This is a genomic window from Streptomyces sp. CB02366 (genome assembly GCF_001905905.1).
Lineage (GTDB): Bacteria > Actinomycetota > Actinomycetes > Streptomycetales > Streptomycetaceae > Streptomyces.
Genome location: NZ_LIVT01000004.1, coordinates 266,253 through 289,186, shown reverse-complemented (window position 1 = coordinate 289,186; position 22,934 = coordinate 266,253). Strand labels below are relative to the sequence as shown.

Below are 22,934 nucleotides of genomic sequence, written 5' to 3'. Positions count from 1 at the left end.
GCGCGTACCCGCGCGGCCCGCCCCGAAGAAACGGACACTCCGCCGGAAGGCCCGGGGAGCGCCACCCCCGCATTCTTGTTGGCGTTACCGCTTCGTGTCACTCGCCTGCGGACAAGTGGGGGTGAAAAGACGGCGTCTGTCACGATTCCGACGCCCCGGGGCAGGGCGACGCACGTGTGGGGCGCGGGTGAGGGCCGGGACGCGCGAGGGGCCCGTTCAGGAAGCGGAGTCGATCTCCCGCAGCAGACCGGTGGTCACGTCGAAGACGAATCCGCGCACGTCGTCGGTGTGCAGCAGGAAGGGCGAGGTCCGCACCCGCTGCATCGACTGGCGCACGTCCTGGTCGGCGTCCTTGTACGCCTCCACCGCCCAGGCCGGCCGCTGGCCCACCTCGCGCTCCAGGTCGTTGCGGAACTCCTCGGTGAGGGACTCCAGGCCGCAGTTGGTGTGGTGGATGAGGACCACGCTGCGGGTGCCGAGCGCCCGCTGGCTGATGGTCAGCGAGCGGATCACGTCCTCGGTCACCACGCCGCCCGCGTTGCGGATGGTGTGGCAGTCGCCGAGTTCGAGGCCGAGGGCGGCGTGCAGGTCGAGGCGGGCGTCCATGCAGGCGACCACGGCGACCTGGAGGACGGGGCGGGCGTCCATGCCCGGGTCGCGGAAGTCCTTCGCGTACGCGGAGTTCAGCGCGACGAGACGGTCGGTGACCTGGCCTCCCTCGCGGACCGCCGGAGCGGGGGACGTCACGGACTCGGCAGGGGAGTGAGCAGAAGTCGACATGGCTACGACGGTAGCCTTCCCACCTGGCGCGAGAGGCTGTGAGAGCGGACAAAGAACGTCGACGCGGCTTGTTGTGAGGTAACCCACAGGACCTCCGGACGCACCCGTCCGGGTGAGGTCGCCGCATCCGTACGGGTGGCGCGGCGCGCTGCGCGGTTCGTTGATCGCGCATCGATCGAATGGCAGGGTGGACTAAAGTAACGCGAAGTCACCATCCACCTCCGTACGCACGCCCATCGCACCACTCGCACCATCTGCACCTCCTGCATATTCCGTTGTATTCCGTTTTCCCCCCGTGATGTGCGGCGTACGTGCGGCCCGGCCCTCTCCCGCTCCCGGTCGGCCGACGCCACTTCCCCGGCGCCGGCGGGCCTCCCCTTCGGAGCGGGCGGGGACCAGGACGTACGTGCCGGCCGAACGGGACAGAGCCTAAAGAGGGCGCATTGAGCCAGACCCGACACGTCCCGGTGATGCTCCAGAGGTGCCTGGACCTGCTGGCCCCGGCCCTCCAGGACCCCGCCCGCCCGGAGCCCGTGGTCGTCGACTGCACCCTCGGCCTCGGCGGCCACAGCGAGGCCCTGCTCGCGGCCTTCCCCACCGCCCGGCTGATCGCCCTGGACCGCGACAAGGAAGCGCTCCGCCTCTCCGGGGAACGGCTCGCCCCCTACGGCGACCGGGCCACCCTCGTGCACGCCGTCTACGACGAGCTCCCCGAGGTCCTCGACCGGCTCGGCGTCCCCAAGGTCCAGGGCGTGCTGTTCGACCTCGGCGTCTCCTCCATGCAACTGGACGAGGCCGACCGCGGGTTCGCCTACGCCCAGGACGCTCCGCTCGACATGCGCATGGACCAGTCCACCGGCATGGGCGCCGCCGAGGTCCTCAACACCTACCCGCCCGGCGAACTGGTCCGCATCCTGCGCGCGTACGGCGAGGAGAAGCAGGCCAAGCGGATCGTCTCCGCCATCGTGCGCGAGCGCGAGAAGGAGCCCTTCAGCAACAGCGCCCGGCTCGTCGAGCTGATCCGCGACGCGCTGCCGCAGGCCGCCAAGCGCACCGGCGGCAACCCCGCCAAGCGGACCTTCCAGGCCCTGCGCATCGAGGTCAACGGCGAGTTGAGCGTCCTGGAGCGGGCCGTCCCCGCCGCCGTCGACAGCCTCGCCGTCGGCGGGCGCATCGCCGTGCTCTCGTACCACTCGCTGGAGGACCGGCTGGTCAAGCAGGTCTTCGCGGCCGGCTCCGCCAACACCGCGCCCCCCGGACTGCCCGTCGTCCCCGAGCGCTACCAGCCCCGCCTGAAGCAGCTCACCCGGGGCGCCGAGCTGCCCACCGAGGAGGAGATCGCCGAGAACCGGCGCGCCGCCCCCGCCCGGCTGCGCGGCGCCCAGCGCATCCGCGAGGAGGAGCGATGAGCTCCCGGCCCGGACACCGCTGCCCGGCCGGCGCCACGGGGGGCGTGCGGTGAGCAGGCCCACCGCGCCGCTGAAGGGGCGAGCCGCCCGGCTCGCCCGGCTGATGCCGTCCCCGGGGCCCAGCACCGCCGCCCGCACCCCCTTCGTCCTCCTGGTCGTCCTGCTCCTGGGCGGCGGCCTCATCACCCTGCTCCTGCTGAACTCCGCCCTCAACGAGGGCTCGTTCCGGCTGAGCGAACTCAAGCGGAACACCACCGAGCTGACCGACGAGCAGCAGGCCCTCCAACGCGACGTCGACAGCCGCTCCCAGCCCGACGCCCTGGAACGCCGCGCCCGGGAGCTGGGCATGGTCCCCGGCGGCAGCCCCGCCTTCCTGAACCCCGACGGCACGGTCCGGGGCAAGCCCGCCAGGGCCACCGCCCCGCCGCCGAGCCCCACCCCGAGCCCCAGCGCTTCGGCCGACGCCACCGCGGCCCCCGACGCGACCCCCGCCCCCTCGGCCGCCGGCGCGTCCGCCGGGTCCTCCGGCTCCGCACCGGCGCCCGGCCCCGCAGCCGCCCCCTCGGCGGAGAACAGCCCGACCCCGACGAGCCCCGGCAGGTGACGCAGTGCCGCCCAAGGACCCGCCGCCCCGCCGTGTACCCGGCCCGGCCCGCCCCCGCAGCTCGGCCGGCCGCTCCGGCGCGCGCCCGCAGACCCGCCGCCCCCGGCCCCCGGCGGGCGGCGCCACCCGGCGCGGGAAGGCGCCGCGTTCCCTGCGGCTGGGCAGCCCGCGCCCCCGGCTGCGGCTCGTCGGCCTCGGGCTGACGCTGGTCATGCTCGCCTTCGTGGCGCGGCTTCTCCAGGTCCAGGCCGTCGACGCCCACGCGTACGCGGCCAAGGCCGAGAAGAACCGCTACCTGGAGTACACGGTCGCCGCCGAGCGGGGCGAGATCACCGACCGCAAGGGCGTCGCCCTCGCCACCAGCGTCGACGCGCACAACATCACGGCCGACCCCAAGCTCTTCACGCCCGAGGAGAGCAAGGCGCCCGACGCCCCGCAGCAGGCCGCCGCCCTGCTCGCCCCGATCCTCGGCAAGGACGTCGGGAAGCTGACCGAACAGCTCTCGGCCAAGAGCCGCTACACCGTCCTCGCCTACCGGCAGACCCCCCAGGTCTGGAAGCAGATCAAGGACCTCAAGGCCGTCTTCGCCGAGAAGGCGTCCGAGGACAAGCTCAAGGGCGGCCCGGGAGCCAACGTCCTGGCCGGCGTCCTCCAGGAGCCGACCACCAAGCGCGTCTACCCCAACGGGGGCCTCGCCGCCGGGATACTGGGATTCGTCAGCGCCGACGGCAAGGGCGGCGGCGGACTCGAATCCCAGCTGGACAAGGAACTCGCGGGCGAGGACGGCAAGATCCGCTACGCCCAGGCCGGCGGCCGCCGGGTCCCCACCGCGGGCAGCAGCGAGATCCCGGCCGTCCCCGGCTCCGACATCGAGCTGACCATCGACCGCGACATCCAGTGGGCCGCCCAGAAGGCCATCAGCGACCAGGTCGAGAAGTCCAAGGCCGACCGCGGCTACGTCATCGTCCAGAACACGAGGACCGGCGAGCTGCTGGCCATGGCCAACGCACCCGGCTACGACCCCAACGACCTCTCGCAGGCCACCTCCGCCTCGCTCGGCAACGCGGCCCTCCAGGACGTGTACGAGCCCGGCTCCACCAGCAAGGTCATGTCGATCGCCGCCGTGCTGGAGGAGGGGGCCGCGACCCCCGGCACCCACGTGACCGTCCCCAACCGGCTGCACCGGGGCGACCGCCTCTTCAAGGACGACGTCGACCACCCCACCTGGTACCTCACGCTCAACGGGGTGCTCGCCAAGTCCAGCAACATCGGCACCATCCTGGCGACCGGTCAGCTCGGCAAGACCCAGGCGGAGTCGAACAAGGTCCTCTACGACTACCTGCGCAAGTTCGGCCTCGGCCGGAAGACCGGGCTCGGCTACCCCGGCGAGTCGCCCGGCCTGCTGGCCCACCCCAAGGACTGGTCGACCTCGCAGCAGTACACGATCCCCTTCGGCCAGGGCCTCTCCATCAACGCCGTCCAGGCCGCCTCGGTCTACTCCACGGTCGCCAACGGAGGCGTACGGGTCGCCCCCACCCTCGTCCGCGGCGCCAAGGGCGCCGACGGGCGCTTCACCCCTGCCGAAGCCCCCGAGGAGACCCGGGTGGTCAGCGAGAAGACCGCCAAGACCCTGGCGGCCATGCTGGAGTCCGTCGTCGACGACCGGGAGGGGACCGGAACCAAGGCCGCCATCCCCGGCTACCGGGTCGCGGGCAAGACCGGTACGGCCAACCGGGTCGATCCCGACCGCGGCGTCTACAAGGGCTACACCGCCTCCTTCGCCGGTTTCGCCCCCGCCGACGACCCGCGGATCACCGTCTACTGCGCGATCCAGAACCCCACCAGGGGGAGCTACTTCGGCGGCCAGATCTGCGGCCCGATCTACAAGCAGGTCATGGAGTTCGCGCTCAAGTCGCTCCAGATCCCCCCGTCCGGCAGCAAGCCGCCCCGGCTGCCGGTGTCCTTCGAACCCGGCGAGTGAACGGGGGATGCGCGAGCATCTCCCCCAAGGGAACCCTCAGTGACAACCATCACCCCCGACCCCGGGAACCGGAACGCGAACCACCGGAACCGGGGAGCCTCGCTTCGCGAGAGCCCGCACCGGCCCGGTACGCTCACCGCCGTGCCCCACGCTGATCAGTCCCAAACCTCTCAGAAGGACGCGCCTGTGACCTACCCGGGAGCGCCCCGACCGGACCGGCTCCGGCCCACCCCCCTCGGCGAGCTGGCCGGACGGCTCGGCGTCGAAGCGGCCGGGGACGGCGACGTCACCGGCATCACGCACGACTCGCGCGCCGTGCGTCCGGGCGACGTGTACGCGGCCCTGCCCGGCGCGCGTCTCCACGGCGCCGACTTCGCGGCCCAGGCCGCGGGCCTCGGCGCCGTCGCCGTCCTCACCGATCCCACCGGCGCCGAACGCGCCGCCGCCACCGGCCTGCCGGTCCTGGTCACCGAGGACCCGCGCGCCGTGATGGGCGAGCTGGCCGCCGACATCTACGGACGGCCCGGCATCGGCCTCCTCCAGATCGGCATCACCGGAACCTCCGGCAAGACCACCACCGCGTACCTCGTCGAGGGCGGACTGCGCGCCGCCGGACGCCCCACCGGGCTGATCGGCACCGTCGAGATGCGGATCGGCGACGAGCGCATCAAGTCCGAGCGCACCACCCCCGAAGCCACCGACCTCCAGGCCCTCTTCGCCGTCATGCGCGAACGGGGCGTCGAGGCCGTCGCCATGGAGGTCTCCAGCCACGCCCTGGTGCTCGGCCGGGTCGACGGCTGCGTCTTCGACGTCGCCGTCTTCAACAACCTCAGCCCGGAGCACATGGAGTTCCACTCCGGCATGGAGGACTACTTCCAGGCCAAGGCCCAGCTGTTCACCCCCGAGCGCAGCCACCGCGGTGTCGTCAACTTCGACGACGAGTACGGACGCAGGCTCATCGCCGAGTCCGGCGTCCCCGTCACCACCTTCTCCGCCGAGGGCCACCCGGACGCCGACTGGCACGCCGAGGACGTCGAGGTCGGGCCCCAGGACAGCACCTTCACCGCCGTCGGCCCCCGGGGCGAGCGGATCGCCGCCCGGGCCCCGCTGCCCGGCCCGTTCAACGTCGCCAACACCCTCGCCGCGATCGTCACGCTGGCCGTCGCGGGCGTCGACCCGCAGACCGCCGCGGACGGCGTCGCAGCCGTCCCCGGCGTCCCGGGCCGGCTGGAGCGGGTGGACGCCGGACAGCCCTACCTCGCCGTCGTCGACTACGCGCACAAGACCGACGCCGTCGAATCCGTGCTGCGCTCCCTGCGCAAGGTCACCGAGGGCAAGGTGCACATCGTCCTCGGCTGCGGCGGCGACCGCGACACCACCAAGCGCGGACCGATGGGCGCCGCGGCGGCCCGCCTCGCCGACACCGCCGTACTGACCTCCGACAACCCCCGCTCCGAGGACCCCCTCGCGATCCTCTCCGCGATGCTCTCCGGCGCCGCCGAGGTGCCCGTCCACGAGCGCGGCGACGTCCTGGTCGACGCCGACCGGGCCGCCGCGATCGCCGCCGCCGTCGCCCGCGCCGAGCCCGGTGACACCGTCCTGGTGGCGGGCAAGGGCCACGAGCAGGGCCAGGACGTCCACGGCGTGATCCGGGCCTTCGACGACCGCGAGGTCCTGCACGCAGCCATCGAGCGGTCCCTGGCGCACCCCGGCGCCGACCGTGCCCCTCACCACGAGAACAACAGTCAGGGATGACCAAGTGATCACCCTTTCCCTCGCCGAGATCGCCGCAATCGTCGGCGGGCAGTCGCACGACATACCGGATCCGGCGGCCACCGTGACCGGGCCCGTCGTCATCGACTCCCGCGACGTCGCGCCCGGCAGCCTGTTCGCCGCCTTCGCCGGCGAGCGGGTCGACGGCCACGACTACGCCCAGCGCGCCGTCGAGGCGGGCGCGGCAGCCGTCCTGGCGGCCCGCCCGGTCGGCGTTCCGGCGATCGTCGTGGACGACGTCGTCGGCGCGCTCGGAGCCCTCGCCCGGGCCGCAGTGGAACGCCTCGGCACCACCGTCGTCGCCCTCACCGGGTCCGCGGGCAAGACGTCCACCAAGGACCTCATCGCGCAGCTCCTCCAGCGCAAGGGCCCGACCGTCTGGACGCCCGGCTCCCTCAACAACGAGATCGGGCTGCCCCTCACCGCCCTGAGCGCCACCCCCGAGACCGAGCACCTGGTCCTGGAGATGGGCGCCCGGGGCATCGGCCACATCCGGTACCTCACCGAGCTGACCCCGCCCCGTATCGGCCTGGTCCTCAACGTCGGCTCCGCGCACCTCGGCGAGTTCGGCAGCCGGGAGGCCATCGCCCAGGCCAAGGGCGAGATGGTCGAGGGCCTCCCCGAGGACGGTTGCGCGGTGCTCAACGCCGATGACCCCCTCGTCCGCGCGATGGCCTCGCGCACCAAGGCCCGCGTCCTGCTCTTCGGGGAAGCGCCCGAAGCGGACGTACGGGGCGAGAAGGTCCGGATGACCCCCGACGGGCGCCCCTCCTTCGAGCTCCACACACCCACCGGGTGCAGCGACGTGACCATGCGCCTGTACGGTGAGCACCACGTGTCGAACGCGCTCGCCGCGGCCGCCGTCGCCCATGAGTTGGGCATGTCCGTGACCGAGATCGCCGAGGCGCTCTCGGAAGCGGGCTCCCTCTCCCGCTGGCGCATGGAGGTCACCGAGCGTCCGGACGGTGTGACCGTCGTCAACGACGCCTACAACGCGAACCCCGAATCCATGAGAGCCGCACTGCGCGCGCTGGCCGCCATGGGCCAGGCCCGAGGGGCCGACGGGGGACGCACCTGGGCGGTGCTCGGTCAGATGGCCGAGCTCGGTGACGCGTCGCTCGCCGAGCACGACGCGGTCGGGCGGCTCGCCGTCCGGCTCAACGTCAGCAAGCTCGTCGCTGTCGGGGGGAGAGAAGCCTCCTGGCTGCAACTGGGCGCATATAACGAGGGTTCGTGGGGTGAGGAGTCGGTGCACGTGTCCGACGCACAGGCGGCCGTCGACCTGTTGCGCAGTGAACTGCGCCCGGGAGACGTCGTGCTGGTGAAGGCGTCCCGGTCGGTCGGCCTGGAGAAGGTCGCCCAGGCACTGCTGGAGAACTCGACCGAGGGCGAGGTCGCCGGCCGATGAGGCAGATCCTCTTCGCGGGGGCCATCGGGCTCTTCCTGACCCTGGTCGGCACCCCGCTGCTGATCAAGCTGCTGGCCCGCAAGGGGTACGGGCAGTTCATCCGGGACGACGGCCCGCGCACCCACGGCAGCAAGAAGGGCACGCCCACGATGGGCGGGATCGCCTTCATCCTGGCGACGATCATCGCGTACCTCCTCGCGAAGGTCATCACGGGTGAGGACATCCGCTATTCCGGCTTCCTCGTGCTCTTCCTGATGGCGGGCATGGGGCTCGTCGGCTTCCTCGACGACTACATCAAGATCGTCAAGCAGCGTTCGCTCGGCCTGCGGGCCAAGGCGAAGATGGCCGGACAGCTGATCGTCGGCATCGCGTTCGCGGTGCTCTCGCTCCAGTTCCCCAACTCCATGGACTACACCCCGGCCTCCACCCGGATCTCGTTCGTCGAGGACTTCGGCTGGTCGATCGGCCCGGTGCTGTTCTGCGTCTGGGCCCTGTTCATGATCCTCGCCATGTCCAACGGCGTGAACCTGACCGACGGCCTCGACGGACTGGCCACCGGCGCCTCGGTGATGGTCTTCGGCGCCTACACCTTCATCGGCCTCTGGCAGTTCCAGGAGTCCTGCGCCAACGCGGACAACCTGACCAACCCCAACGCCTGCTTCGAGGTGCGCGACCCGCTCGACCTCGCCGTCGTCGCCGCCGCCCTGATGGGCGCCTGCTTCGGCTTCCTGTGGTGGAACACCTCGCCCGCCAAGATCTTCATGGGCGACACCGGCTCGCTCGCCCTCGGCGGCGCCCTCGCGGGGCTGGCGATCCTGTCCCGCACCGAGTTGCTGCTCGCCATCCTCGGCGGCCTCTTCGTGATGATCACCATGTCCGTGGTCATCCAGGTCGGTTCGTTCAAGATGACCGGCAAGCGGGTCTTCCGGATGGCGCCGCTCCAGCACCACTTCGAACTCAAGGGATGGTCCGAAGTCCTCGTCGTGGTCCGGTTCTGGATCATCCAGGGCATGTGCGTCATCGTCGGACTCGGCCTCTTCTACGCGGGATGGGCAGCCAAGAAGTGAGCACCGTGGACTGGCAGGGCAAGCACGTCACCGTCGCCGGGCTCGGCGTCAGCGGGATCCCCGCCGCCCGGGCCCTGCACGAGCGCGGCGCGCTCGTCACCGTCGTCAACGACGGCGACGACGAACGCGCCCGCGCGCAGGCGGCCGAACTGGAGGCGCTCGGCGTCACGGTGCGCCTCGGCGACGGCGCGACCCTGCCGCCGTCCACGGAACTCGTCGTCACCGCCCCCGGCTGGCAGCCGGACAAGCCGCTCTTCCTGGCTGCCGCCGAGGCGGGCGTCCCGGTCTGGGGCGACGTCGAACTGGCCTGGCGGCTGCGGGGGACCAACGGCAGGAAGGCCGCCCCCTGGCTCGCGGTCACCGGCACCAACGGCAAGACCACCACCGTACGGATGCTGGCCTCGATCCTTCAGGCGGCCGGGCTGCGCACCGCGGCCGTCGGCAACATCGGCGTATCGCTGCTGGACGCGGTCCTCGGCGAGCAGGAGTACGACGTGCTCGCCGTCGAACTCTCCAGCTACCAGCTGCACTGGGCGCCCTCCCTGCGCGCCCACTCCGCCGCCGTCCTCAACCTCGCCCCGGACCATCTCGACTGGCACGGTTCGATGGAGGCGTACGCCGCCGACAAGGGCCGGGTCTACGAGGGCAACACGGTCGCCTGCGTCTACAACGCGGCCGACCCGGCCACCGAGGACCTGGTCCGCGAGGCCGACGTGGAGGAGGGCTGCCGGGCCATCGGCTTCACCCTCGGCGCCCCCGGCCCCTCGCAGCTCGGCGTGGTCGAGGGCCTCCTCGTCGACCGGGCGTTCGTCGCCGACCGCCACAAGCAGGCGCAGGAGCTGGCCGAGGTCGCCGACGTGAACCCGCCCGCCCCCCACAACATCGCCAACGCCCTCGCGGCCGCCGCCCTGGCCCGCGCCTTCGGCGTCGGACCGGCCGCGGTCCGCGACGGGCTGCGCGCCTTCCGGCCGGACGCCCACCGCATCGAACACGTCGCGGACATCGGCGAAGTCGCCTACGTGGACGACTCCAAGGCCACCAACACCCACGCCGCCGAGGCGTCCCTGGCCGCCTACGGCTCCATCGTCTGGATCGCCGGCGGACTGGCCAAGGGCGCCACCTTCGACGAGCTGGTCACCGGCGCGGCGAAGCGGCTGCGCGGGGTCGTGCTGATGGGCGCCGACCGGGCCCTGATCCACGAAGCCCTGACGCGACACGCCCCCGACGTCCCGGTGGTCGACCTCGACCGGACCGACACTGGGGCGATGTCCGAAGCGGTCGCGCGGGCCGCCGGGCTCGCCCGGCCGGGCGATACGGTACTGCTGGCCCCGGCCTGTGCCTCGATGGACATGTTCACCAACTACAACAAGCGGGGCGAGGCGTTCGCGGACGCGGTCCGCGCGCGCGCCGAAGAGACCGCCTGACCGACCGGGCCTCCGCGCCCGGGGTCACGGGCCCCGGGCACGACCAGTGGAGGGGACAGCGACAATGCCGGCCGACGAGAGTTCCGCCGTACGGCGGGGGAGCGCACGGGCCCCGGCGTCCCGCCTCCTCGCCGCGGCGCCCGCCCCCGCCGGCGTGCCCCTGCCTGCCGGTCCCGCCCTGCGCGGACGCCTCGCCGCCGGGGTCCGGCGCCCCGGGGCGTCCCGCGACGCCGGACGCGGCGGGGCCGGATCCCGCGTCCCCCGCCCCGGGCGCGGCGGCGGACCGCGCCGGGCCTACGAGCGGGCACGGCGGGCCTGGGACCGGCCGCTGACCGCCTACTACGTGATCCTCGGCTCCAGCCTCCTGATCACCGTGCTGGGCCTGGTGATGGTCTACTCCGCCTCGATGATCCAGGCGTTGAACATCAGCAAGCCCGCCACGTACTTCTTCGGCAAGCAGTTCGTCGCCGCCGTCATCGGGGGCGTGCTGATGGCGGTCGCCGCCCGCATGCCGGTGAAACTGCACCGGGGGCTGGCCTACCCGATACTGATGGTCACCGTCTTCCTGATGGTCCTGGTCCAGGTGCCCGGGATAGGGATGTCGGTCAACGGCAACCAGAACTGGATCTACCTCGGCGGCCCGTTCCAGCTGCAGCCCAGCGAGTTCGGCAAGCTCGCCCTCATCCTGTGGGGGGCGGACCTGCTGGCCCGGAAGCAGGACAAGCGGTTGCTGACGCAGTGGAAGCACATGCTCGTGCCGCTCGTCCCGGTCGCCTTCATGCTGCTCGGACTGATCATGCTCGGCGGCGACATGGGGACCGCGATCATTCTCACAGCGGTCCTGTTCGGCCTGCTCTGGCTGGCCGGCGCCCCCACCCGGCTCTTCGCCGGGGTGCTCGGATTCGCGGCCGTCATGGCGTTCCTGCTGATCTGGACCAGCCCCAACCGGATGTCCCGGCTCTCCTGCATGGGCATCGTCGGCGAACCCGATCCGGAGGCGGGCTGCTGGCAGGCCGCCCACGGAATCTACGCGCTGGCCTCCGGCGGATGGTTCGGTTCCGGGCTGGGTGCGAGTGTGGAAAAATGGGGCCAACTCCCGGAACCCCACACCGACTTCATCTTCGCGATCACCGGTGAGGAACTGGGCCTGGCGGGGACGCTGTCCGTGCTCGCCCTGTTCGCGGCTCTAGGCTATGCGGGTATCCGCGTGGCCGGACGCACGGAGGACCCCTTCGTCAGGTATGCCGCGGGAGGCGTGATCACCTGGATCATGGCCCAGGCCGTGATCAACATCGGTGCGGTGCTCGGCCTGTTGCCGATCGCCGGTGTCCCGCTCCCGCTGTTCTCCTACGGGGGGTCGGCCCTGCTGCCGACGATGTTCGCGGTCGGGCTGATGATCGCCTTCGCACGGGACGACCCCGCCGCGAAGATGGCCCTGGCCATGCGGAAGCCCGGGGTGAGATGGAAGACGATGAGACGGCGCGGCAAGAAGCGTCCGTCCGGAGAGCGGTGAATTTCGGTGCATGTCGTACTCGCCGGCGGGGGGACCGCCGGACACATCGAGCCCGCGCTTGCCCTCGCAGACGCCCTGCGCAGGCAGGACCCGACCGTGGGAATCACTGCCCTCGGCACGGAACGCGGACTGGAGACCAGGCTCGTGCCCGAGCGGGGGTACGAGCTGGCGCTCATCCCCGCCGTCCCGCTGCCCCGTAAACCCACGCCCGAGCTGATCACCGTCCCGGGCCGGCTGCGCGGCACCATCAAGGCGGCCGAGCAGGTCCTGGAGCGCACCGGGGCGGACTGCGTGGTCGGCTTCGGCGGCTACGTCGCCCTGCCCGGCTACCTGGCCGCCAAGCGCGCCGGGGTGCCGATCGTGGTCCACGAGGCCAACGCCCGGCCGGGCCTGGCCAACAAGATCGGCTCGCGGTACGCGCACGGGGTCGCCGTCTCCACCCCGGACAGCAAGCTCCGCGGCGCCCGCTACATCGGCATCCCGCTGCGCCGCACCATCGCCACCCTGGACCGCGCCCGGGTCCGCCCGGAGGCCCGCGCCTCCTTCCACCTCGATCCCAACCTGCCCACGCTGCTGGTCTCCGGCGGCTCGCAGGGCGCGCGCCACCTCAACGAGGTGGTCCAGCGGGTCGCGCCGCTGCTCCAGCGCTCCGGCATCCAGATCCTTCATGTGGTCGGCCCGAAGAACGAATTGCCGCAGGTCGACAACATGCCCGGAATGCCGCCCTACATCCCGGTACCGTATGTGGACCGGATGGACCTCGCGTACGCCGCGGCCGACATGATGCTCTGCCGCGCCGGCGCGATGACCGTCGCCGAACTCTCCGCCGTCGGGCTCCCCGCCGCCTACGTCCCGTTGCCCATCGGCAACGGCGAACAGCGGCTCAACGCCCAGCCGGTGGTCAACGCGGGCGGCGGTCTGCTGGTGGACGACGCGGCGCTCACCCCGGAATGGGTGCAGGGCAACGTCCTGCCGGTACTGTCGGATCCGCACCGGCTGTACGAAATGTCCCGCGCCGCCGCCGAGTTCGGCCGGCGCGACGCCGACGACCTGCTCGTCGGCATGGTGTACGAAGCGATCGCCTCGCGCCGTTAGGCGTGCGGCGCGATGCGGTGCGGACCCGGGGCGCGCGTCCCGGGTCCGGCGAAGGAGCGAGCGTGGCCGGACCGACGACCGCCCAGCGCGGCGCGCCCGGGCGGACGGACACCTCCGCCCGCCCGCCGCACATCGGCCCCGAGGGGTCCCGGATCAGCCGCCGCCTGCTGGTGGTCCTGATCGGCGTCGCGACCGCCCTGCTCGCGGCGTTCGCGGTCTGGGCGCTCTACGGATCCTCCTGGTTCCGTGTCGAGAAGGTCCGTACGAGCGGGGTCGAGGTGCTGACCCGCGAAGAAGTGGAAGCGGTTGCCGCCACTCCGGTCGGCGCCCCGCTGGTCTCCGTGGACACCGATGCCATGGAGGGCCGGTTGCGCCGGAAGCTGCCGCGTATCGACACCGTCGACGTCGTCCGGTCGTGGCCGGACGGCATCGTCCTCCAGGTGGCCGAGCGGAAGCCGGTCCTGTTGGTCGAAAAGGGCGGGAAGTTCGTGGAGGTGGACGCCGAGGGCGTGCGCTTCGCGACCGTGGACGAGGCACCCGAGGGCGTGCCCCTGCTGGAGCTGAAGCCCGAACCGTCCGCGAGCCTCCGCCGTTTCGGCGAGGACCGCCTGCTGCGGGAAGCGGTCCGGGTGGCCGGCGACCTTCCCGAGGGCGTGGCGGCGGACGCCGAGGCGGTGCGGGTCGTCTCGTACGACGACATCTCCCTGCGGCTCACCGGCGACCGTGTGGTGACCTGGGGGAGCGGCGAGGGCGGCGCGGTGAAGGGGCGCGTCCTGGCCGCGCTCATGAAGGCGTCGCCCAAAGCGGGACACTTCGATGTAAGCGCCCCCACCGCCCCGGCGGTTTCGGCGAGTTGACGAGTATTTGTGCTGGCCAGCACCCTGGTTGGTCAGCGCTACGGGTGATCACATAGGGTGAAAAGAAAAACGGGAGGTTCGGCGTGTTCGTTGAACGTGCGCCACTTGTCGACTTAGTGTCCTGTTCGGAAGAGTCCAGGAAGCAGACACACTGTTAACCCTAAACTTGAACGTTAGGGTTTGGGTCGGCGTTCGGACCGTCCCCATCGACATCAGTCGTCGCCGCGGGGCCACCGCAGAGCGACGACACGTAACTCGAGGCGAGAGGCCTTCGACGTGGCAGCACCGCAGAACTACCTCGCAGTCATCAAGGTCATCGGTGTCGGCGGCGGTGGTGTCAATGCCATCAACCGAATGATCGAGGTCGGTCTCAAGGGCGTCGAGTTCATCGCGATCAACACCGATGCACAGGCGTTGTTGATGAGCGACGCCGACGTCAAGCTCGACGTCGGCCGTGAACTCACCCGGGGCCTCGGCGCCGGGGCGAACCCGGCCGTCGGTCGCAAGGCGGCAGAGGACCACCGTGAGGAGATCGAGGAGGTCCTCAAGGGGGCCGACATGGTCTTCGTCACCGCCGGAGAAGGCGGCGGCACCGGCACCGGCGGCGCGCCCGTCGTCGCCAACATCGCACGCTCGCTCGGCGCCCTGACGATCGGTGTGGTCACCCGCCCGTTCACCTTCGAGGGCCGGCGACGCGCGAACCAGGCGGAGGACGGCATCGCCGAACTCCGCGAAGAGGTCGACACCCTCATCGTCATTCCCAACGACCGGCTGCTGTCCATCTCGGACCGCCAGGTCAGCGTGCTCGACGCGTTCAAGTCGGCCGACCAGGTGCTGCTCTCGGGCGTCCAGGGCATCACCGACCTCATCACCACCCCCGGCCTGATCAACCTCGACTTCGCCGACGTCAAGTCGGTCATGTCCGAGGCCGGATCGGCGCTCATGGGCATCGGGTCGGCGCGCGGCGACGACCGCGCGGTGGCGGCCGCCGAGATGGCGATCTCCTCGCCGCTCCTGGAAGCCTCCATCGACGGAGCCCGCGGGGTCCTGCTCTCCATCTCCGGCGGCAGCGACCTCGGTCTCTTCGAGATCAACGAGGCCGCCCAGCTGGTGAGCGAGGCGGCCCACCCCGAGGCCAACATCATCTTCGGCGCCGTCATCGACGACGCCCTGGGCGACGAGGTGCGGGTCACCGTGATCGCCGCGGGCTTCGACGGCGGTCAGCCGCCGGCCCGCCGCGAGAACGTGCTCGGCGCGAACAGCGCCAAGCGGGAGGAGCCGGCCGCTCCGGTCCGGCCTTCCGCCCCCGAACCCGTGCGCCCGGTGGGCGGACTCGGCTCCGTGCCTCCGCGCGAGGAGAGCCCGGCCCCGGCCGAGCAGCCCGCCCCCGCACCGGTTCCGAGCGAGAGCTCGCTGCCCCCCGTCTCCCCGCCGCACGTCCCGACGGCCCGTCCCTACCAGGACACCCAGGCCGAAGAGCTGGACGTACCGGACTTCTTGAAGTGATAGGGCAGCACCGGACGGTAGCCGTCACGGGCGGCGCCCACTTCGCCTTCACCGACCGGTGGGGCGGAGTGAGCGCCGCTCCGTACGGTGAGCTCAACCTCGGCGGCGCGGTCGGAGACGACCCCGCCGCCGTCGGCGCGAACCGGGAGCGTGCCGCCCGCGGCCTCGGCATCGACCCGGCGCTCGTCGTCTGGATGAACCAGGTGCACGGCCGCGACGTCGCCGTGGTGGACGGACCCTGGGGCGCGGACGCGGAGATTCCGGCCGTGGACGCGGTGGTGACCGCCCGGCGCGGACTGCCGCTCGCGGTCCTCACCGCCGACTGCACGCCCCTCCTGCTGGCCGACCCGGTCGCCGGCGTCGTCGGAGCGGCGCACGCCGGGCGGCCGGGACTGGTCGCCGGGGTCGTGCCCGCGGCGGTCGAGGCCATGGTCGCGCTCGGCGCGCAGCCCTCCCGGATCACCGCCCACACCGGCCCGGCCGTCTGCGGCCGGTGCTACGAGGTCCCGGAGGCGATGCGCGCCGAGGTCGCCGAGGCGGTTCCCGGCGCCTGGTCCGAGACGAGCTGGGGCACCCCGGCCGTCGACGTCACCGGCGGGGTCCACGCCCAGCTCGCCGCCCTCGGGGTGACGGACCGGCACGCCTCGCCGTACTGCACCCTCGAATCGGGCGACCACTTCTCGTACCGACGCGACCGCACCACCGGGCGGCTCGCCGGATATGTCTGGTTGGACTGATAGGGCATGACGGACCGAAAGGCTCAACTCGCCGCGAACCTGGCACGGGTGGAGGAGAGGATCGCCTCCTCCTGTGCCGCGGCCGGCCGCAGGCGCGAGGACGTGACCCTCGTCGTGGTCACCAAGACCTACCCGGCGAGCGATGTGCGGATCCTGCACGAACTCGGTGTGCGCCATGTCGCGGAGAATCGTGACCAGGACGCCGCCCCCAAAGCCACCGCTTGTGCGGATCTTTCGCTGACATGGCACTTTGTCGGACAGCTCCAGACGAACAAGGTTCGTTCTGTGGCCGGTTATGCCGATATCGTGCAGTCGGTGGACCGCCTCAAGCTGGTCACCGCCCTCTCCGCCGCGGCGGTGCGCGGCGAGCGTGAACTCGGCTGCCTGGTCCAGGTCGCCCTGGACGCGGAGAGCGGCGAGCGCGGTGAGCGCGGCGGCGTCGCTCCGGACGGGGTCGAGGAGTTGGCGGCCGCGATCGACGGGGCGCCCGGGCTGCGGCTCGGCGGTCTGATGACCGTGGCGCCGCTGACCGGTGAGTACGCCGGACGGCAACGGGCCGCCTTCGAGCGGCTGATGGAAATCTCGTCCCGCCTGCGCGCCGGTCGTCCGGCTGCGAACATGGTCTCCGCGGGTATGAGCGGGGACTTGGAGGACGCGGTGGCGGCCGGGGCGACACATGTACGCGTCGGTACGGCGGTACTCGGAGTCCGACCCCGCCTCGGGTAACGTCGCAAAGCAGGTCGGACCACAGCAGAAAATATGGTCATTCCCGCTTATGGCGGGCAGGCCACCGTGGATGGCGGGCACTTGGTGACGAATGCCGATCCACCACAGAGCGGAGGACTCGGAGCATGGCCGGCGCGATGCGCAAGATGGCGGTCTACCTCGGCCTCGTGGAGGACGATGGGTACGACGGCCCGGGGTTCGACCCCGACGACGAATTCGAACCCGAGCCGGAGCCCGAGCGCGACCGGCGTCGGCACCAGCCCCCGCACCAGGTGGAGCGGGACAGGGAGCGCGAACGCGAGCGTGAGCGCGAAAGGGACGAACCGGTACGAGTAGTACAACCGCCCGCCCAGCGCGAGCCGGTTCAGCTCCCCGCGGAAAGCGTGCGACCCGCCCGGATCGCACCCGTGGCATCCATCACACCCGAACGTCCGAACATGGAGAAGAACGCACCGGTGATCATGCCCAAGGTCGTGTCCGAGCGGGAGCCGTACCGCATCACCACGCTGCATCCCAGGACCTACAACGAGGCCCGTACCATCGGGGAACACTTCCGTGAGGGCACTCCGGTGATCATGAATCTCACGGAGATGGACGACACGGACGCGAAGCGACTTGTCGACTTTGCCGCGGGACTCGTCTTCGGTCTCCATGGCAGCATTGAGCGCGTGACGCAGAAGGTGTTCCTGTTGTCGCCTGCTAACGTCGATGTCACGGCGGAGGACAAGGCCCGCATCGCAGAGGGCGGATTCTTCAACCAGAGCTGAGAACACGACACCGGGAACGACCCGGCCGAGAGGCCGGTGCCGGCCGCGAGGCCGGAGCTGACGAGAGCCAGGGGAGAGGGAAGCGCGAGACATGGGCGTCGCACTGGATGTGGTCTATATCGCGCTGATGTGTTTCCTCATCGTGCTGATCTTCCGGCTGGTGATGGACTACGTCTTCCAGTTCGCACGTTCATGGCAGCCCGGCAAGGCGATGGTGGTCGTTCTTGAGGCCACCTACACTGTCACCGATCCACCGCTCAAGCTTCTGCGGCGGTTCATCCCGCCGCTGCGTCTCGGGGGCGTGGCACTCGACCTGTCCTTCTTCGTTCTGATGATCATCGTCTACATCCTGATCAGCGTTGTGGTCAGGTTGTGAGCGATACGGTCTTGCCGACTGCCGACGACTACGTAGAGGTGAAGAAGAGATGCCGTTGACCCCCGAGGACGTGCGGAACAAGCAGTTCACGACCGTCCGCCTCCGAGAAGGCTATGACGAGGACGAGGTCGATGCCTTTCTCGACGAGGTCGAATCGGAGCTGACCCGTCTGCTCCGTGAGAACGAGGACCTGCGCGCCAAGCTGGCCGCCGCGACGCGTGCCGCCGCGCAGAACCAGCAGCAGCAACAGCAGCAGCAGGGTATGCGCAAGGCTCCGGAGCCGCAGGACCGGCCGGGGGCCCCGGTGCCCGCCGCCATATCGGGACCGCCGCAGCAGCAGCAGCCGCAGATGGGTCCGCCCCAGCTGCCCGGTGGCGCGCCGCAGCTGCCCGCAGGTCCCAGCGGCCACGGCCCCCAGGGCGGCCACGGCCCCGGTCCGCAGGGCCCGCACGGCCCCGGCCCGATGCAGGGCGGTCCCATGGGAGGCCCGATGGGCGGCCCCATGGGTCAGCACCCCCAGCAGCAGATGCAGCAGCAGATGCAGCCGCCGCAGATGCAGCAGCAGGGGCAGGGCCCCGGCGGCGACAGCGCCGCCCGTGTCCTCTCGCTCGCGCAGCAGACCGCCGACCAGGCGATCGCGGAGGCCCGTTCCGAGGCCAACAAGATCGTCGGCGAGGCGCGCAGCCGCGCCGAGGGCCTGGAGCGGGACGCCCGTGCCAAGGCCGACGCCCTGGAGCGGGACGCGCAGGAGAAGCACCGCGTGGCGATGGGCTCGCTGGAGTCCGCCCGCGCGACGCTGGAGCGCAAGGTCGAGGACCTGCGCGGCTTCGAGCGCGAGTACCGCACGCGGCTGAAGTCCTACCTGGAGAGCCAGCTGCGTCAGCTGGAGACCCAGGCGGACGACTCGCTCGCGCCGCCGCGGACCCCGGCGACCGCTTCGCTGCCGCCGTCCCCCTCGCTGGCCCCGGCCGGTGCGGGTGCGATGGGCCACTCCATGGGCAGCTCCGGCCACGGTGGCCACAGCGGCCAGCAGATGGGCGGCGGTCCGTCCATGGGCGGTGCGCCGTCCTACGGTGGGCAGCAGCAGATGTCGCCCGCGATGACGCAGCCGATGGCGCCGGTGCGACCGCAGGCGCCGCAGCCGATGCAGCAGGCGCCGTCGCCGATGCGCGGCTTCCTGATCGACGAGGACGACAACTGAGCGGGACGCGCTCGCTGAGCGCGTAGCCGTCGGCAGTCCGAAGGGCCGGGCCCCGGGGTTTCCCCGGGGCCCGGCCCTTCGCCGTGGGCGGAGGCCGGCCGGCGGGGGCGGGGGAGCGGGCCGGCGAGCGAAGCGCGGGCGCGGGGCGGGTCCTTCGAAGCGGGTACGCGAAGGGGCCCGCCGGAACGGATTCCGGCGGGCCCCTCCGGTCGTGCGGGCCGGTCCTACCGCTTGCGCAGGCGGAACGCGAGCGCCAGGCCCTCGTCCTCGAAGGTCTCGCCGTACGTCTCGTCCGCCTCGCCCTCCGCGTAGTCCGGGGCGAGCACCTCCTCGGAGATGAGGGGAGCGTGTTCGGTGAGGGCCTCGACCGTCGCGGGGGAGGTCGAGGTCCAGCGGACGGCGATGCGGTCCGCCACGTCCAGACCGCTGTTCTTGCGGGCCTCCTGGATCAGGCGGATCGCGTCACGGGCGAGGCCCGCGCGGCGCAGCTCCGGGGTGATCTCCAGGTCCAGTGCGACCGTCGCGCCCGAGTCCGACGCGACCGACCAGCCCTCGCGCGGGGTCTCCGTGATGATGACCTCGTCGGGGGCGAGGGTGATCAGTTCGCCCTCCACCTCCACCGAGGCCGTACCCTCGCGCAGGGCGAGGGAGAGCGCCGCCGCGTCCGCGTCCGCCACGGCCTTGGCCACCGCCTGGACGCCCTTGCCGAACCGCTTGCCCAGGGCGCGGAAGTTGGCCTTGGCGGTCGTGTCGACCAGCGAGCCGCCGACCTCGGAGAGCGAGGCCAGGGACGTGACGTTCAGCTCCTCCGTGATCTGGGCGCGCAGCTCCGGGGAGAGCGCTTCGAAACCGCTCGCCGCCACCAGGGCGCGGGAGAGCGGCTGACGGGTCTTCACGCCCGACTCGGCGCGGGTGGCCCGGCCCAGCTCCACCAGGCGGCGCACCAGCGCCATCCGGGAGGAGAGCACCGGGTCGAGGGCCGAGGCGTCCGCCGTGGGCCACGACGAGAGGTGGACCGACTCCGGGGCGCCCGGCGTGACCGGGACGACCAGATCCTGCCAGACCCGCTCGGTGATGAACGGAACCAGCGGCGCCATCAGCCGCGTGACCGTCTCGACCACCTCGTGCAGGGTGCGCAGGGCCGCCTTGTCGCCCTGCCAGAAGCGGCGGCGCGAGCGGCGTACGTACCAGTTGGAGAGGTCGTCCACGAACGCCGAGAGCAGCTTGCCGGCGCGCTGGGTGTCGTAGCTCTCCAGAGCCACCGTCATCTGGTCCACCAGCGCGTTGAGTTCGCTCAGCAGCCAGCGGTCCAGGACCGGGCGGTCCGCCGGGGCCGGGTCCGCCCCGGAAGGCGCCCAGCCGGAGGTGCGCGCGTACAGGGCCTGGAAGGCGACCGTGTTCCAGTACGTCAGGAGCGTCTTGCGGACGACCTCCTGGATCGTGCCGTGGCCCACCCGGCGCGCCGCCCACGGGGAGCCGCCCGCCGCCATGAACCACCGCACCGCGTCCGCCCCGTGCTGGTCCATCAGCGGGATCGGCTGGAGGATGTTGCCCAGGTGCTTGGACATCTTGCGGCCGTCCTCGGCGAGGATGTGGCCCAGGCAGACCACGTTCTCGTACGACGACTTGTCGAAGACCAGGGTGCCGACCGCCATCAGCGTGTAGAACCAGCCGCGGGTCTGGTCGATGGCCTCCGAGATGAACTGCGCCGGGTAGCGGCTCTCGAAGACTTCCTTGTTCTTGTACGGGTAGCCCCACTGCGCGAACGGCATCGAACCCGAGTCGTACCAGGCGTCGATGACCTCCGGGACGCGGTACGCCTCCAGCTGGCAGTTCTCGTGCGTGCAGGTGAAGGTGACCTCGTCGATGAACGGGCGGTGGGGGTCGAGGGAGGACTGGTCCCGGCCCGTCAGTTCCGTCAGCTCCGCGCGCGAGCCCACGCACGTCAGGTGGCCGTCCTCGCAGCGCCAGATCGGCAGCGGCGTGCCCCAGTAGCGGTTGCGGGAGAGCGCCCAGTCGACGTTGTTGTTCAGCCAGTCGCCGAAACGGCCGTTCTTGACCGAGTCCGGGAACCAGTTGGTCTTCTCGTTCTCCTGGAGGAGCCGGTCCTTGACGGCCGTCGTGCGGATGTACCAGGACGGCTGCGCGTAGTAGAGCAGCGCCGTGTGGCAGCGCCAGCAGTGCGGGTAGCTGTGCTCGTACGGGACGTGGCGGAAGAGCTTGCCGCGCGCGTCCAGGTCCGCGGCGAGGGTCTCGTCGGCCTTCTTGAAGAAGACGCCGCCGACCAGCGGCAGGTCCTCCTCGAAGGTGCCGTCGGGGCGGACCGGGTTGACCACGGGGAGGCCGTAGGAGCGGCAGACCACGAGGTCGTCGGCGCCGAACGCGGGGGACTGGTGGACCAGACCCGTACCGTCCTCGGTCGTGACGTACTCGGCGTTGACCACGTAGTGGGCCTCGGCCGGGAAGTCGACGAGGGCGAACGGGCGCTCGTAGCTCCAGCGTTCCATCTCCGCGCCGGTGAACGTCCGGCCGGTGGGCTCCCAGCCCTCGCCCAGCGCCTTCTCCAGCAGCGGTTCGGCGACGACCAGCTTCTCCCGGCCGTCCGTCGCGACGACGTAGCGGACCTCGGGGTGCGCGGCGACCGCGGTGTTGGAGACCAGGGTCCAGGGGGTGGTCGTCCAGACCAGCAGCGACGCCTCGCCGGCCAGCGGGCCCGACGTCAGGGGGAAGCGGACGAACACCGAGGGGTCGACGACCGTCTCGTACCCCTGGGCCAGCTCGTGGTCGGACAGGCCCGTGCCGCAGCGGGGGCACCAGGGGGCGACCCGGTGGTCCTGGACCAGCAGGTCCTTCTTGAAGATCTCCTTCAGCGACCACCACACGGAGTCCACGTACTCCGGGTCCATCGTGCGGTAGGCGTCGTCCAGGTCGACCCAGTAGCCCATGCGGGTCGTCAGCTCGGCGAAGGCGTCGGTGTGCCTGGTCACCGACTCGCGGCACCTGGCGTTGAACTCGGCGATGCCGTACGCCTCGATGTCCTTCTTGCCGTTGAAGCCCAGTTCCTTCTCGACCGCCAGCTCGACCGGCAGCCCGTGGCAGTCCCAGCCGGCCTTGCGGCCCACGTGGTAGCCCTGCATGGTGCGGAAGCGGGGGAAGACGTCCTTGAAGACGCGGGCCTCGATGTGGTGGGCGCCCGGCATGCCGTTGGCGGTGGGCGGGCCCTCGTAGAAGACCCACTCGGGGCGGCCCTCGGACTGCTCCAGGCTCTTGGCGAAGACCTTGCTCTCGCGCCAGAAGTCGAGCACGGCGTGCTCCAGCGCGGGCAGGTCGACCTGGGCGGGCACCTGGCGGTACTGCGGCGATGTCATGTGCGGCTTCCTCCGGCGGACGTCTTCCACTTCCGTCGGAGGGACGAGAGCGCGTCGGCTCCCGCGGTACCACCCTCCTTGGCCCCGGGCGTGCGCCCGCGACCCCCTCATTGGGGTGCGATGCCGGGTCTAGTGGCCCCGCGCCGTGGAACCCACGGTCCGGGGTGTTCTTCCGGCGGCTCCGGGGTGATCTTCGCGACGCGCTCGCCCCCGGGCTCCCACCGTCCCCGGGTCGCTCCTGGCTGCGTACGGCGCTACTCGTCCCGTCCCTGCCTCTCGCTGGGGCCAGTGTACGGGGCCGTACGGGCGCGGGCCGACCGGATTGCCGGGGCGCGCGGGCGT

The 22,934-nt window shown here is 71.6% G+C and carries 18 protein-coding genes; 16 read left to right on the top strand and 2 right to left on the bottom strand.

Translation table 11 applies throughout. The annotated features are described in order from the left end of the window. Positions 1–216: 216 nt before the first annotated feature. A complete protein-coding gene (locus AMK24_RS15625; RefSeq protein ID WP_073769348.1) occupies positions 217–780 on the bottom strand; it encodes a beta-class carbonic anhydrase in 564 nt (187 codons plus the stop codon). Positions 781–1,223: 443 nt separating this feature from the next. Between AMK24_RS15625 and rsmH the strand changes: the two genes are divergently transcribed. From rsmH to AMK24_RS15540, 16 genes are all read left to right on the top strand, one after another. After that, positions 1,224–2,189 (top strand): 16S rRNA (cytosine(1402)-N(4))-methyltransferase RsmH, encoded by a 966-nt coding sequence (gene rsmH / locus AMK24_RS15620; RefSeq protein WP_073769347.1) that lies wholly within the window; start codon positions 1,224–1,226, stop codon positions 2,187–2,189. Between the two features lie 49 nt (positions 2,190–2,238). Beyond that, positions 2,239–2,793 carry an FtsB family cell division protein gene (locus tag AMK24_RS15615; RefSeq protein ID WP_073769346.1) on the top strand — a complete coding sequence of 185 codons (555 nt, stop codon included), beginning with the start codon at positions 2,239–2,241 and terminating at the stop codon, positions 2,791–2,793. Between the two features lie 4 nt (positions 2,794–2,797). Beyond that, the gene (locus AMK24_RS15610; protein ID WP_073769345.1) at positions 2,798–4,774 is read left to right on the top strand and encodes a peptidoglycan D,D-transpeptidase FtsI family protein; all 1,977 of its coding nucleotides are present in this window, start codon (positions 2,798–2,800) and stop codon (positions 4,772–4,774) included. A 39-nt stretch (positions 4,775–4,813) separates the two neighbouring features. Beyond that, a complete protein-coding gene (locus AMK24_RS15605) occupies positions 4,814–6,529 on the top strand; it encodes a UDP-N-acetylmuramoyl-L-alanyl-D-glutamate--2,6-diaminopimelate ligase (protein WP_073769344.1) in 1,716 nt (571 codons plus the stop codon). 4 nt (positions 6,530–6,533) lie between these two features. Beyond that, positions 6,534–7,955 (top strand): UDP-N-acetylmuramoyl-tripeptide--D-alanyl-D-alanine ligase, encoded by a 1,422-nt coding sequence (locus AMK24_RS15600; protein ID WP_073769343.1) that lies wholly within the window; start codon positions 6,534–6,536, stop codon positions 7,953–7,955. Then, the gene (gene mraY, locus AMK24_RS15595; protein WP_073769342.1) at positions 7,952–9,022 is read left to right on the top strand and encodes a phospho-N-acetylmuramoyl-pentapeptide-transferase; all 1,071 of its coding nucleotides are present in this window, start codon (positions 7,952–7,954) and stop codon (positions 9,020–9,022) included. The genes AMK24_RS15600 and mraY overlap by 4 nt, the downstream gene beginning before the upstream one ends. Beyond that, on the top strand, positions 9,004–10,446 hold the full coding sequence (murD, locus tag AMK24_RS15590; protein ID WP_199876433.1) for a UDP-N-acetylmuramoyl-L-alanine--D-glutamate ligase: 1,443 nt from the start codon (positions 9,004–9,006) through the stop codon (positions 10,444–10,446). The genes mraY and murD overlap by 19 nt, the downstream gene beginning before the upstream one ends. 64 nt (positions 10,447–10,510) lie before the next feature. Then, positions 10,511–11,959 carry a putative lipid II flippase FtsW gene (gene ftsW / locus AMK24_RS15585; RefSeq protein ID WP_199876432.1) on the top strand — a complete coding sequence of 483 codons (1,449 nt, stop codon included), beginning with the start codon at positions 10,511–10,513 and terminating at the stop codon, positions 11,957–11,959. A 6-nt stretch (positions 11,960–11,965) separates the two neighbouring features. Beyond that, positions 11,966–13,054, top strand: a complete 1,089-nt coding sequence (gene murG / locus AMK24_RS15580) for an undecaprenyldiphospho-muramoylpentapeptide beta-N-acetylglucosaminyltransferase (RefSeq protein WP_073769340.1) — start codon at positions 11,966–11,968, stop codon at positions 13,052–13,054. 62 nt (positions 13,055–13,116) lie between these two features. Further along, positions 13,117–13,911 carry a cell division protein FtsQ/DivIB gene (locus tag AMK24_RS15575; RefSeq protein WP_073769339.1) on the top strand — a complete coding sequence of 265 codons (795 nt, stop codon included), beginning with the start codon at positions 13,117–13,119 and terminating at the stop codon, positions 13,909–13,911. A 276-nt stretch (positions 13,912–14,187) separates the two neighbouring features. Next, positions 14,188–15,417 (top strand): cell division protein FtsZ, encoded by a 1,230-nt coding sequence (gene ftsZ, locus AMK24_RS15565; protein ID WP_073769337.1) that lies wholly within the window; start codon positions 14,188–14,190, stop codon positions 15,415–15,417. Then, positions 15,414–16,154 (top strand): peptidoglycan editing factor PgeF, encoded by a 741-nt coding sequence (pgeF, locus tag AMK24_RS15560; RefSeq protein ID WP_073769336.1) that lies wholly within the window; start codon positions 15,414–15,416, stop codon positions 16,152–16,154. Before ftsZ ends, pgeF begins: the two co-directional genes overlap by 4 nt. 6 nt (positions 16,155–16,160) lie before the next feature. Further along, a complete protein-coding gene (locus tag AMK24_RS15555; protein ID WP_073769335.1) occupies positions 16,161–16,880 on the top strand; it encodes a YggS family pyridoxal phosphate-dependent enzyme in 720 nt (239 codons plus the stop codon). Positions 16,881–17,005: 125 nt separating this feature from the next. Beyond that, the gene (locus AMK24_RS15550) at positions 17,006–17,647 is read left to right on the top strand and encodes a cell division protein SepF (protein WP_073769334.1); all 642 of its coding nucleotides are present in this window, start codon (positions 17,006–17,008) and stop codon (positions 17,645–17,647) included. Positions 17,648–17,738: 91 nt separating this feature from the next. Further along, positions 17,739–18,023 (top strand): YggT family protein, encoded by a 285-nt coding sequence (locus AMK24_RS15545; RefSeq protein WP_006123846.1) that lies wholly within the window; start codon positions 17,739–17,741, stop codon positions 18,021–18,023. Positions 18,024–18,072: 49 nt separating this feature from the next. Then, entirely contained in the window at positions 18,073–19,224 is a 1,152-nt protein-coding gene (locus AMK24_RS15540; RefSeq protein ID WP_073769333.1) for a DivIVA domain-containing protein, read from the top strand. A 224-nt stretch (positions 19,225–19,448) separates the two neighbouring features. Here AMK24_RS15540 and ileS read toward each other — a convergent pair whose 3' ends face one another. After that, positions 19,449–22,592, bottom strand: coding sequence for an isoleucine--tRNA ligase (ileS, locus tag AMK24_RS15535; RefSeq protein WP_073769332.1), 3,144 nt, complete (start codon positions 22,590–22,592; stop codon positions 19,449–19,451). Between the last annotated feature and the right edge of the window lie 342 nt (positions 22,593–22,934).